General features: G+C 34.8%; 12 protein-coding genes and 1 pseudogene. 4 read left to right on the plus strand and 9 right to left on the minus strand.

Annotated features, from left to right (window positions below; all coding sequences use genetic code 11):
- The 4 genes from Q0K80_RS08140 to Q0K80_RS08155 all read right to left on the minus strand — a co-directional run.
- A partial coding sequence (locus Q0K80_RS08140; protein WP_294605287.1) for an ABC transporter permease occupies positions 1–764 on the minus strand: 764 nt, incomplete at its 3' end.
- Positions 757–1,653, minus strand: a complete 897-nt coding sequence (locus Q0K80_RS08145) for an ABC transporter ATP-binding protein (protein ID WP_294605291.1) — start codon at positions 1,651–1,653, stop codon at positions 757–759. The genes Q0K80_RS08145 and Q0K80_RS08140, both read right to left, overlap by 8 nt.
- Positions 1,654–1,870: 217 nt before the next feature.
- Positions 1,871–2,548, minus strand: coding sequence for an SDR family oxidoreductase (locus tag Q0K80_RS08150; RefSeq protein WP_294605294.1), 678 nt, complete (start codon positions 2,546–2,548; stop codon positions 1,871–1,873).
- 106 nt (positions 2,549–2,654) lie between these two features.
- Positions 2,655–3,836: a hypothetical protein gene (locus Q0K80_RS08155; RefSeq protein ID WP_294605296.1), complete on the minus strand. Its 1,182-nt coding sequence runs from the start codon at positions 3,834–3,836 to the stop codon at positions 2,655–2,657.
- Between the two features lie 141 nt (positions 3,837–3,977).
- On the opposite strand from Q0K80_RS08155, the gene Q0K80_RS08160 reads away from it, so the two are divergent.
- Both Q0K80_RS08160 and Q0K80_RS08165 read left to right on the plus strand, forming a co-directional pair.
- Positions 3,978–5,306, plus strand: a complete 1,329-nt coding sequence (locus Q0K80_RS08160; RefSeq protein ID WP_294605299.1) for a PTS transporter subunit EIIC — start codon at positions 3,978–3,980, stop codon at positions 5,304–5,306.
- A gap of 15 nt (positions 5,307–5,321) precedes the next feature.
- Positions 5,322–6,086 carry a MurR/RpiR family transcriptional regulator gene (locus tag Q0K80_RS08165; RefSeq protein ID WP_294605302.1) on the plus strand — a complete coding sequence of 255 codons (765 nt, stop codon included), beginning with the start codon at positions 5,322–5,324 and terminating at the stop codon, positions 6,084–6,086.
- A gap of 107 nt (positions 6,087–6,193) precedes the next feature.
- On the opposite strand, the gene Q0K80_RS08170 is transcribed toward Q0K80_RS08165, so the two are convergent.
- Positions 6,194–8,173, minus strand: a complete 1,980-nt coding sequence (locus Q0K80_RS08170) for a PTS glucose transporter subunit IIABC (protein ID WP_294605304.1) — start codon at positions 8,171–8,173, stop codon at positions 6,194–6,196.
- Positions 8,174–8,381: 208 nt separating this feature from the next.
- On the opposite strand from Q0K80_RS08170, the gene treR reads away from it, so the two are divergent.
- Together treR and treC are read left to right on the plus strand one after the other, a co-directional pair.
- Positions 8,382–9,086: a trehalose operon repressor gene (gene treR, locus Q0K80_RS08175; RefSeq protein WP_294605306.1), complete on the plus strand. Its 705-nt coding sequence runs from the start codon at positions 8,382–8,384 to the stop codon at positions 9,084–9,086.
- 23 nt (positions 9,087–9,109) lie between these two features.
- Positions 9,110–10,762 carry an alpha,alpha-phosphotrehalase gene (treC, locus tag Q0K80_RS08180; RefSeq protein ID WP_294605308.1) on the plus strand — a complete coding sequence of 551 codons (1,653 nt, stop codon included), beginning with the start codon at positions 9,110–9,112 and terminating at the stop codon, positions 10,760–10,762.
- A gap of 87 nt (positions 10,763–10,849) precedes the next feature.
- On the opposite strand, the gene Q0K80_RS08185 is transcribed toward treC, so the two are convergent.
- The 4 genes and pseudogenes from Q0K80_RS08185 to Q0K80_RS08200 all read right to left on the minus strand — a co-directional run bounded on the left by Q0K80_RS08185 (position 10,850) and on the right by Q0K80_RS08200 (position 12,882).
- The gene (locus Q0K80_RS08185; RefSeq protein ID WP_294605310.1) at positions 10,850–11,341 is read right to left on the minus strand and encodes a PTS glucose transporter subunit IIA; all 492 of its coding nucleotides are present in this window, start codon (positions 11,339–11,341) and stop codon (positions 10,850–10,852) included.
- Between the two features lie 575 nt (positions 11,342–11,916).
- A complete protein-coding gene (locus Q0K80_RS08190; protein ID WP_294605312.1) occupies positions 11,917–12,072 on the minus strand; it encodes a hypothetical protein in 156 nt (51 codons plus the stop codon).
- Positions 12,073–12,105: 33 nt separating this feature from the next.
- Positions 12,106–12,435: pseudogene (locus Q0K80_RS08195) on the minus strand (nitronate monooxygenase); the annotation flags it as partial.
- 15 nt (positions 12,436–12,450) lie between these two features.
- Positions 12,451–12,882, minus strand: a complete 432-nt coding sequence (locus Q0K80_RS08200) for a nitronate monooxygenase (RefSeq protein WP_294605314.1) — start codon at positions 12,880–12,882, stop codon at positions 12,451–12,453.
- Positions 12,883–13,112: the final 230 nt, after the last annotated feature.

Below are 13,112 nucleotides of genomic sequence, written 5' to 3' on the forward strand. Positions count from 1 at the left end.
AAAGAAGCCGTAATTTTTGCATGCAATGCCCAACGGTAAGTTGCCCAGCCGCCAACAATATAGATTATGAGTTGAGTGACAATTACACCGAAAATACCCAGAATTTTGCCTAAAAAATATTTTGCGGCAGTTGTACTGGAAAAAATTATCTCCATAATCTTCGTACCCTTTTCAGAAGCTATTTCTTGAGCGGTAATGCCACTGTAGGAAATCAAAATCATATAAACAACCATAATCACAATAATTAAAGACAACATTTTCACCAATTTATCATCCTGATGATTTTTCTGGAGTATCTCGGTATATTGCGGTTGCTGCTGTAAGGCCTTGAGTTGGTGTGGTGCTAATTGCGCCTGCTGCAAATTAAGCTGACTCTGCAAGACTTGTAAATAGCTTTTTACTTTGGGTTTCAATTCATCATCAATAGGTGACGCTCCGTGATAAACTGCCTTAACCTGGTTTTTTTGTGTTTCAAATACCAAGTAGCCATCAACTTTTTCTTTTTTGACAGCTTTTTTAGCAGATTCAGCGGTTTTAATTTTAGCATCAACATATTTACCATTGCTTTTAATAAAATTTTGGCGAACTTGCTCATTGGAACTGATAACTGCAATCTGACTATCTGAACCAGAACTAGCACCGATAGCTCCTCCTAAAGCACTACAGCCAATTATGAAAAACGGTCCCAAAATCAAAAGCAGAAAAGACCAAGATTTAACTTGATGCCAATAAGTTTGCAGCGTTACGGTCCATAACTTATTCATGTTGTTCACCAGCTTCCATTCTAAATATTTCGTCAAGTGTTGGTGATTGTTGCCGGAACTCCTCAACATATTCGCCGTTGGTCAAAGCGTCAAAGACTTCCGGACCGCTGTTTTCATCGTCAATCCGCAAGAGATATTGGCCATGAGCTTTCTTTTCCACTTTTTTAACGTGAGAGAGCTGCTGTAATTCTGCAAGCGACTTGGTAGTTTTGCAGTAAATTTCCGTTTTACCAAATGAGTCACGAACAGCGTCAACTGTGCCACTTAAAACAACTTGTCCCTTTTTCAACATGATCAAACTATCGCAGATTTCTTCAACATTTGACATATCATGACTGGAAAAAATAATTGCCGCATTACGCTTTTTAGCATATAAAACTGCGTTTTTAAGCAAATCTGCATTTACCGGATCCAAACCACTAAATGGTTCATCCAAAATAATTAATTTTGGCTGGTGAATCAAAGTACAAATTAACTGCACCTTCTGCTGATTACCCTTCGAAAGTGTTTTTATTTTGTCGCTTTTCTTACCCTGCACATCAAAGCGTTTTAGCCAGTCATCAATTTGCGGCTTTATTTCTTTTGCTGGACGGCTTTTTAGCTCCGCCAAATAAACAATTTGCTGTTCAATAGTCATTTTGGGTAGTAAACTGCGTTCTTCCGGCAAATAGCCGATAGTATCAAAAGTTTTTTCAGTAATGGGCTGGTCTTCCCAGGTGATTTTTCCTTCATAGTGCAGAAAGTTTAAAATACTGTGAAAAGTGGTAGTTTTCCCCGCTCCATTTTGACCAATCAAACCCATGATTTCACCAGGCTGAATGGTAAAGTTAACATCTTTAAGAGCCTGAAAATCACCAAAGCGCTTACTTAAATGTTCTACTTTTAGCATAGCTCCCTCCTTTATTCTAATAATAACATAAGTTAATTTTACTATATGCATTCATGTAAAAACAATACTTTTTTAATTTAATCAAACTTAAAGTAACAATAATTGCTGTACTCTGTCATTCATCTTTTACTGGGGTTTAGCCCAAAATAACAGGCTAATAAATCATGTTAATGAAACATTAATTTATTAGCCTGTTACAGTTTATGATCAAATACTTTTAGTGGAAGTTTGTAATTGCCTGTTTAATAGGTACTGTGCCACTAGCAATATCAAATTCTTTTTGGTGTAATTTTCCCGTTAAAATAATATCTGCAATTGTCTGGGCTACATCTTGACGAGTAATTGACATATCTGCAACAGATTCAGTAAAATGCTGTGCTATTTTAATTTTTCCTGTTGCTTTTTGATTAGTAAGTGCCACTGGCCGCAAAATTGTGTAGTCCAGTGAACTGCGCAGTAACCACTGATCAGCATAATATTTCGCCGCATAGTAATAATTTTGTGGTCCTGCTGCTGGTACATTATCCGACCAAAAACTGCGATCGTCAGATTTAATCGCACTAATCATGATAAAACGCTTAATGTCAGTTTCTTTTGCTGCGTTAATTGCTTTGACCGCACCGTCAAGGTCAATCATCATTGTTGCATCAGCACCTGTTTTGCCACCTGAACCGGCCGCAAACACTACTGTATCGGCCGTCTGCATAGCCTTTGCCAATTGCCCTTGCGGCCCTGATAGATCAACAAAAGCAGTAGTAATTCCCTTTTCTTGATATGCTTTTTCCTGCTCATGGGAGCGCAAGCCTGCAATGACCTGGCAATTCGTACTTTCTTGTAGAATTTTTACCAATAATTGCCCAATCTGTCCGTGAGCACCAATTATTAGAACTTTCATTTTGTAATCACTCCACCTTTATTTGTTATAGTGTTTAATCTGCCTTGGAGATTTCAAAATTACCTTTAAAACTAAATAATAATCAATTATGTAATTTAATATCAAATCAAAATGTAGCAATTATGTTATTCACAAATTGATCAGCCATTCCAATTAAAAATACACTATTGTAGCTCTCAAAGTATTTGCCAAATTCGGTTTTATCTACCGAATATCCACGATAATCATTTGCTAATGTAACAAGTAAAGTTGATTTCTTGTCATAAGTTCTTATTTTATTTCCTAAATTATAAACAAGTTCTCCAGGATACGTTACAATTCTAAAATTATCAAAATCATAAACATAAGCTTGAGTTTCAAAATGAGTATGACCGTAATAAAGTACGTGTTGATATGTATTTAGCAAATGCTTTTGGGCTTCTTTGTCAGATTTATATTCAGCCTTACATATGTTATAAATAGCTTTCACTTTTTCTTCATTAACAGGATTATAATCGCATCTTTGTTCTATAGTTTTAATTGATTTTAAATTCCAATTTAGTTCTTTAGTGTATACAGGTTTTTTTAAAGTGGCTTTAATTAATGAACCTAAGCGCTTTATTTCTTTGAAACTACTTTCTTGTCTTGTAAATCTTGTACTAGTATCACCGCAATCAGATAAGGCAACAACTGGTGTAACTCCATTTACTTCTTCATATCTTGATCTTATTTCATGAATTAAATCTGCAGATAATAAAGTATTTTTAAAATTCATAACAGTAGGGTGAGAGGCTACTAATAAATAGCTGGCCAATATTCCACAGTCATCAGAAAATCTTAATTCGAATATATTTCTATTATATGGAAAGTTTTTATTATTTCTATTGGAATATATCCCATCCTTGACTTGATATTGAATTAGTTTCAATTCACTTACTGTTAAATTAAGAAGAGCTTCTTTTACTGCTAGGATTACTTGTGTATCAATTTGCGACCAATATTTTTCATCAATTTTAGGATAATCTATTAATAAATCTGTAACAGTTGGGCCAGAGTGAGTATGAACAGCACTTATAATTATTTGTTGAGGATCAATGGCAAAGTCTTTTTGTATTTTTCTTTTAATACGATCTACTCTATACCCTGGAAGTGCAATTAAATCAACTGATATTATTAAAAAGTCATGGTTTATTGCTAATACAGAAACTGTTAGATCATCATGTTGTCCCGTAGAATTGCGTGGTGTATACCCTTCCATTTGGCAACCTACTTCGGGATTTATTTTCTTAATCGCAGTACCAACTTTCATTTTTATAATCCTCCTATTCATTACTTTTATTATATTATATTGCTTTTGATAAAAATATCAAATTAAAAAATATAATTGATATTTTTATCTAATGATGATAATATTCTGGTATAGACACAAAATATCTAAAGGAGGTTTACAATGAAAAGCTCAAATGCTACTACACAAAAAATGCAAAAATTTATGGTTGAAAAAGTTGCCCCTATTTCTAATAGAATTTCAAATGAGCCACATTTGGCAGCTTTGCGAGACGGATTAGTCAATTTAGTCCCATATACTGTACTTGGTGGGTTTTCAACTTTAATTGCCAGTCCACCTGTTGATCCTAAACTGATAAAACCATCAAATTGGTTCTTCAAGTTGTTGCTTGGCTGGTATTATTGGGCAAAAGCAAACAGTAAAGCTTTATTAATACCTTATAATTTATCAATTGGAATTATATCGGTTTATGTTGTATTGGGCATTGCTTATCAGTTAGCAAAACATTATAAGCTGGCTGCATTTCCAACGAGCCTAATTTCATTAATGTCTTTTTTGAGTATTTCATCTACTTTAGCTCCTGACAAAACTGGTCAATGGCACATAGCTCTATCAGACTTATCGTCTAACTCTATGTTTGCAGCAATTATAGTAGCTTTAGTTAGTGTTCAAATCACTCATTTTATGAATAAACATAAAATGACGATAAAATTGCCAAGTTCCGTTCCACCAAATGTAACTGCTCCATTCGAAGCTATGCTACCGTTAGTCTTTAATATTTTATTCTGGATAATTTTAGACAATCTTTCTAAGACCATGTTCAATGTTAGTCTTTCAAATCTAATCTTCAAACTGTTTGAACCTATTCTTCATGTAGGAGCATCCCTTCCTGCCATGATGTTTCTATCAGAATTAGCATTAATTTTTTGGTTTTTTGGTATTCATGGTGATAATATGATAGGAGCAGTGATTACTCCAATTGTTACAGCAAATATTGCTCAGAACATGCAAGAATATGCTGCTGGAAAACAAATTACTAATATTTTTGCTAACAATTTCCATTTTATCTTTGGTGAAGCAGTTGTTTATTGCGCTCTTCTTTGGAGCATGCTTATTTTTGCTAAATCGCCACAACTACATACATTATCTAGATTCGCTCTGCCCGCTAATTTATTTAATATTAATGAACCCCAAGTTTTTGGGATACCTACAGTGATGAACCTATTAACTTTTATTCCAAGCTTTATTTGTTTATTTTTAGATTTACCTATTGCATATTTTGCAACTAAATTTAACTTAATGAACAAAACGGTTTTAAGTTTACCATGGACTATGCCCGCACCATTGTATGCTATAATTTCTACTCTCGATTGGCGAGCAGGTTTGGTTTGGCTAGTTGAATTCTTTCTTGATTTAGCAATCATAATTCCATTTATGAAGATGTATGATAATCAACTAATAGAAGAAGATAAAATGTCTTCAAAAAACTAAGAATTATAATAAATAATGAACCTTGAAGACAAAATAAGCCTGTATTATACTTCTTTAACTAAAAGTGAGAAAAAAGTATATCAAGCTGTACTTAAGCATCCGAAATATATAATTGAAAATCCTATCCAGAAAGCTGCACAATTATTAAGAGTATCAGTAGCTTCAATACAGCGATTTATTAATAAAATTGGTTACAGTGGTTATACTGAATTTAAACTAGCATTAACTAGCCAAGAAAATAGTAAACAGATAAATTTTGCCAAAACTCAAAGCTCCAATCCCATAATCCAAGCATATATTAGGTCTTTAAAAATACTAGAAAACATTGATTTGAAATCTTTTATAAAACCACTTGTAAAAGACCTCAAGCAGTATAAAAGAATTGAGTCAATCGGAAATGGTAATACCGCACTTTCTGCCAAACAACTGGTTTACTCAATGTATTCAGAAGATAAATTTATTATCCCCGTTGATACTAGTATCAAAATCAATTATTTGGCTAACTCTATTAATAAAAACGACTTACTAATCGTATTTTCAATTACAGGATCAACTAATACTTATAAAAAACTTTTTTCAACAGCGCATAAAAAGAAAGTTAAAACTTATTTAATTACTATGAACCAAGAAAGCAAATTACTTAAATATGCTAGTCGCTTTATAATTTTACCTTCAACTCATGTTGAAAACTCTGATAGCACTCTTCACAGAGTAGACAGCCGGGCAATATTTTATGTATTTGCTGAAATGATCTCATATTATTATGCAAATGGAATATAGTTTTTTAAAAGACTTAGTCATTAAAAATGCTCCTAACAACCAGACACGTAATCTGATTGTTAGGAGCATTTTATTTATAGAAATATATTTATCTTTAAAGTCTTTTATTATAAATTAGCTAAATTCTTCTTCTTGGGAGCATCCTTAGGACTATCAGCGTCATTCTCCTTATAGCCAAAGAAGTAGGTCAAAGCAAATGCCGCAATAATGGTAACAATAGAAGCAATCCAGAAGTTCAGTAGGTTATTAGGATTACCTTGTCCTGCTTTAGGGACAAAGGATGGAAAGCCAATCAAACTGCCAGTAAAGCCATACATATCAACTTTAAGCAAACCATTTACCAAGCCACCGATAGCAGCACCAAGACTAGAAGTTATAAATACGCGCCCATACTTCAAGTTAACACCATACATTGCCGGTTCAGTAATACCTACGGCTGCAGAAATAGCAGCACTGAGGGACAAGCCCTTTAAGTCAGGGTTATGCTTAGTCTTAAACCAAACTGCAAGTGCGCCAGCACCTTGTGCAATCATTGTTACTGAAACGATACCGTTTAAAATACTGTGTCCCGTTGCAGCAATATCATTCGCAATAATTGGTACTACTGCCCAGTGCAGTCCGAAGATAACCAGTATCTGGTAAAGACCACCGATAATGAGACCGGAAAGTGCAGTGTTGACAGTTAACAGCCATTGCAATACTTTAGCAATTCCAGTAGATATAAATGAAATTACAGGACCAACAATAATTAAAACTGTCATCCCTACTAAAAAGATTTCTACTAGAGGAGTAAAAATTTGTCTTAATGTGACTGGCATCCACTTTTTAATCCACGGTTCAATTTTAGCAGCCATCCATGCTGCGAAAATCATAGGGAAAATTGAATAAGTATATTGCGGAATATGAATTGGAATACCGAAGAAGTTGGCGTTAATACCAACACCAGCTAAGTAGTAACTAAATTTACCACTGGCATAAATCTTTACTAAGTCAGGATAAATTAGAAAACCGCCAATAATAGAAACAATTACAGGATTAGAACCTAACCTTTGAGCAGCCGTAAAGCCAACAATTAATGGTAGGAAATAAAAAGATGCATCTCCCATTGCATTAATAATGGTGTATGTTGGAGAAGCCGTAGACATGTGGCAAAAGTTGGTTAAAATGTTAAGAATACCTTTTAACATACCACTGGCGGCCAGTAAACCAATTACAGGCATCATAGAGCCAGTAATTACGCCTATTAACTGGAAGAAACCATTTTTAATCTTGCCACCAATAGTTTGGTTAGCCTCTGGAGCCGGAGTTGCAGGTGCAGCTTCTCCTTGCCCAGCATATTCAGGTCCGAGTAGTTTAATTAGCTCGTCATAAACGTCCTCTACCGTTTGCCCAATTACTATCTGATATTGGTTATTAGCACGAGTAACATCTATTACTCCTTTAATGTTATTAACTTCATCATCATTCGGAATGCTATTATCGTTTAAAGTAAACCGCAGACGAGTAAAACAGTGCATAACGTTTTTAACATTATCAGCGCCACCAACAGCCTTAACAATTTCACGCGCCGTAGTTTGGTATTTATTTTCATTTTTGTTAGTTGCAGCTGGTGCTGATTTAGTCTGTTTTAAAGTAATAGTAGCAGCTGATTCGCCAGCAGCTTTAGTGCCAAGGGAAAGGTCAATACCAGCTAAAACATCTTGAGTATTTGTAATTGCCAAGATGACGGTATCATCCTTTTGAGCATCTTTAATAGCTTGAAGATCCATTGTCCCTAATTGCTGTCCTGCTTTCACCTCAGAGTTTGCTGTTACTTGCAAATCAAATGGTTTACCGTCAAGTTCGACAGTATCTATGCCCAAGTGAAGCATAACTTCCACACCGTCTGCAGTCTGCAGGCCAAGTGCGTGCTTAGTTTCGGCCACCATTATCACTTTACCTGTTACAGGCGAGACAATTTTCCCAGAGCTAGGTTTAACGGCAAAACCTTCACCTAACTTCTTCTGAGAAAAAACCGGGTCATTAACATCCTCGAGGTTAATGACCTCACCAGCAACAGGTGCCAGTATTTTTATCGTATTACTCATAATTACGCCTCCATGAAACTACCACACAAAAGGTCGTCATATATATTGATAACGCTTTCCTTAAGATTATAGTTCTTGTATAGACAAGTGTCAACAAATTGCTTATTATATTGTTGTAATAAATAATTATATATTATTTTTCCAGACTAGACAGGTTAAAATTTAACTTAAGGTGGTATGATTAATGTTAAAAGGTGGATAACAAATAATGAGAGCTAAATATTTACAAATTGCGGCAGATTTAACAAATAAAATTAAGCACGAACAATATGCTGCCGGTGATTTTTTGCCAAGTGAACCAGCATTATCAGAACTATATAATGTTTCACGTGAAACAGTAAGAAAATCTTTAAATGAACTTTTAGATGCTGGCCTAATTCAAAAAATAAAAGGTAAAGGCTCAGTAGTTATTAATGCAGCGCGTATCGCCTTCCCAATTTCTAATATTGAATCCTTTGATGAACTTAATAAACAAAAACAAATGCATGCTGCAACCAAAATATTGGAATTAAAAGACACGCAGGTGCCTTTGACTATTAGTAAACATTTATCCTTAACAGAAACTGCTGCAACTTATGTGTCCCGTTTACGATTAATCAATAATGAACCAATTGTGGTTGATGAAGATTATATTTTGAAAAAATATGTACCTAAAATCTCGGTTGAGCAAGCTCAAAGCTCTTTATATCAGTATTTTGAACATAATTTAGGACTTGAAATTGATTATGCAACTAAAACCATTACCGTAGAACCAGCTAGTCAAAACGTAATGCAGCAGTTGCAACTTACCAATACCAATTTAGTTGTAGTAGTGCGCAGTTTAACCTATTTAAAAGATACATCTTTTTTTCAATATACTATTTCTCAACACCGGCCTGATAAATTTAAGTTTGTAGACTTCGCACATAGATAAGCACAAAATGGAGGACTTATATTATGAGTTTAGCTGACAAAGTGATTTATCAAATATATCCCAAATCATTTTATGACAGCAATGGTGATGGTATCGGAGACTTAAGGGGGATTATTGAAAAAATTCCTTACTTAAAGAAATTAAATATTGATATGATTTGGTTCAATCCTTTTTTTGTATCTCCCCAAAATGATAATGGTTATGATATAGCCGATTATTATGGTATTGATCCGTTATTTGGTACAATGGCTGACTTTGAAGAATTAGTCACAAAGCTTGGGCAAAATCATATTGGTGTGATGCTTGATATGGTTTTAAACCATTGTTCTACTGACCACATTTGGTTTAAAAAAGCCTTAGCCGGAGATAAGCATTATCAAAAGTTTTTCTACATTAGAAATCCTAAACCAGATGGCAGTATGCCCAACAATTGGACATCTAAATTCGGTGGCTCAGCTTGGGCACCTTTTGGAAATAGCGGTAAATATTATCTTCATTTATACGACAAAACTCAAGCTGATTTGGACTGGCACAATCCTGAAGTCAGAAAAGAACTGTTTAAAGTAGTTAACTTTTGGCGCGATAAAGGTGTCAAAGGCTTTCGCTTTGATGTGATTAATGTTATTGGTAAAGATGAAAAACTTACTGATGCACCACAGAACACCGCCAGCAAGTTAATGTATACTGATCAACCCATAGTGCATCAATATCTAAAAGAATTAAATCAAAAAACTTTTGGTCAGCAGCCAGATACAATTACTGTCGGGGAAATGTCATCAACGACTATTGCTAATTCTGTTGCTTACACTAGAAAAGATAATCATGAGCTATCAATGGTTTTCACTTTTCATCATCTAAAAGTTGATTACCAAAATGGCCAAAAATGGACCAGGATACCTTTTAACTTTTCCGCTTTAAAAAATGCTCTTAACGAGTGGCAGATTGGCATGAGTCAAGGTGGCGGCTGGAATGCTCTCTTTTGGAACAACCATGATCAACCTTGGGCCTTAAGTCGTTTTGGTGATCCTGTTAATTTTCGCGAAAAATCTGCAGAAATGCTGGCTACCGTAATGCATTTATTACGTGGTACACCTTATATTTATCAAGGCGAAGAAATCGGCATGATCAATCCTAATTACCAGACAATCACTGACTATGTAGATGTAGAAACGCTTAACGCTTATGACGAGCTTAAAAAAGAAGGCTTAAGTGACGCAAAGGCTCTGGCAATTATTCAGGCTAAATCTCGTGATAATAGCAGAACCCCAATGCACTGGGATAATACTGCTAATGCCGGTTTTACTACAGGAATTCCTTGGCTTAAGCCTAAAGATCAAGATAAAATTAATGTTGCAGCTGAATTGGATCATGGTGAAATTTTCCCTTATTATCAAAAACTGATTTACTTGAGAAAACATTATCCCATTATCGCCAAGGGAAGTTATGAAGCAATTGACTTGGATCACCCACAAATTTTTGCTTATTGCAGACTTTATCAGGGACAAACTTTACTGGTAATTAATAACTTTTATGGTAAAAAAATTACTTATAGCTTACCCGACACTTATCAAGGACGACAAGCACAAACATTGATTAGCAATTATCATAAAAACTTACAAAAGGTACCAAAAACTGTAGAGTTACATCCTTATGAATCACTGGCCTTGTTAATATAGATTAACGCAAAAACACCTCCAAATTTAGGACAAATTTGGAGGTGTTATCTTTAAAAAACTTAATCTGTTTTTGTTTATCAAAAACGTCTAGCCAATAAGTAAATCATTGGCTTTAACTTCTGCACCATCATCTTGGTTCAGTTTAATTTCTTTTTCATATCCACTGGTGAACACAACAATGACAGTAGGGTCCAACTTGTTATCAGTTACAACATTCTTATCAAATACTTCTAATTTTTGGCCTTGAGTTACTTCGTCATCTTGGTTTACTACCACTTCAAAGCCCTCTCCTTTTAAGTTCACAGTATCAATACCAATATGAATAAGAATTTCGACACCTTGCGCAGTTTTAATACCTACGGCATGTTTTGTCTTGGGAAGAGCCTCAATTTTACCTGCTACAGGCGCATAAACGGTTACTTTATCCTCATCAGGAATAATGGCAAAACCATCTCCCAGCATTTTTTGTGCAAAAGCCGGATCGTTTACTTTTTCAATCTTTTCAAGTTTGCCACTAATCGGTGCAGTGACAGTAAAATTTTCCTGCTTCTCTTGTTTCTTACCAAACCACTTAAACATTCTTTTGACCTTCTACTTTCATTAACCTTAAGTAATTAATTTCACACTTTATTACAATTTTAGCTTTCTAACTATTAACAAATATATACTTTTTAACAAGAAAAACTAGTAACGAAAAAACATTTTCTTGTTTTTTAAGAAAATCTCTCCAAAAGTGCTTTTTGGATAACTCTCGATATAGCAGCTTGTTCATACTTAATTCACAAAAACGTTTAATATATAAAAACAAAGGGACTTCTCTTTATTAGCAACTAACTTATTTTTAGCACGCAAAAAAGCTCTATTGTTGGGATAGAGCTTTTTATGTGATTCCAATGGAATAGCTAAACTATTCACACATTTATATTTTAGCATAAAATTTTTCCAAAAAGAAAATTACCAATTTTTAAAACTATAGTTCTTAATCAGCAACTTTATTAAGATTTTTTTGGCTTGATCTATTGAGAAAAAAGCACAAGAGCAGCGTCACGGCTAGTTATATTTCAACTTTTATTAAATTCGCAATGTACTTAACAGCGTCATCATCCTGTACCGCAATCATTTCCTCATTTCTGCGGGGATAATTAGCAGATAAATTACAACTCGACATTTTGTAATGATTGCAGAACTTTTTTGGTATCTTGTAGCACATCAACAATAATCTGTTTAACAGATTTTGTTTCTTTAATTAGACTTAAATCCTGGCCAACCATAATTGCGCCATTTTGCGTATCACCTTGATACATGCCCATTTTGATAGTTTTAGCATCAAGACCAGCTTCTTTTTATGCAGCTTCAGCCTTCAAATGAGTAGCTTCTAAATCTTTGATTTGATCAGAAAGGTTATTAGCAATCATTCTAAAAGGCGCGTCATTAGCATAAGAAACTTCGGCAGTGGCCATATCTCCTGCAACAATAATTGCTTGTTTTGCTTTATCATTAATCGGTAACTCATCTGCTACTAAAAAAGCAGTGCCCATTTCTATCCCTTCGGCTCCTAAAGCAAATGCTGCAGCACCACTGTGACCATCTACAATACCACCGGCAGCTACTACAGGAATATTAAGTACTGCTACCACTTGTGGCACTAAAGCCATCGTGGACTCAAAAGAAACATGACCGCCTCCTTCCTAGCCTTTGACGACTACCAAATCAGCTCCTGCTTTTTCTGCAGTGACCGCATCGGCCAAATAACTGGCCTTGACAATTATTTTCATGCCCAGTTTATGCCAGCGGGGAAAATATTTTTGGCACAAAGCACCATTAAGCCGCATAGCATCAGCATAAACGACCGGCGGTTTAGTTGCTGTCAATACTTCATCTGCTTGCTGAACAATTCCCTCTTGCATGATTGCGTTAATGGCAAAAGGCTTTTCAGTCAATTTTTTAGTTTTGTTAATTTCTGCAATGCTGGCATCTTTAGGCATATAACCTAAGCCCAATACTCCCAAACCACCAGCATTTGAGACCGCAGACACTAAAGGAGAAAGTGAAGTAAACGCCATTGCACCCTGAATTACGGGCTTTGCAATTCCTAATACTTCTTTTACTCTATTAACCATTTAGTTTTTACCTCCATCACTTATAAATTTGCTAAAATTAGCATAACGATTCTTTCGTTAAGGTGTAATGACAAATATTTAAATTTTGTCGAGTCAGAAGAAGGCATTACTTAATGGAAAAACAAAATCACAGTTTAGAGTTACGCCTAAGTAACGCGTTATTTAGCTTGTTGAATGATAAAGATTATGAACAAATCACAATCACAGATATCACCAAAAAAACTAAAGTG

This window comes from uncultured Lactobacillus sp., from assembly GCF_945290125.1.
GTDB lineage: Bacteria > Bacillota > Bacilli > Lactobacillales > Lactobacillaceae > Lactobacillus > Lactobacillus rizhaonensis.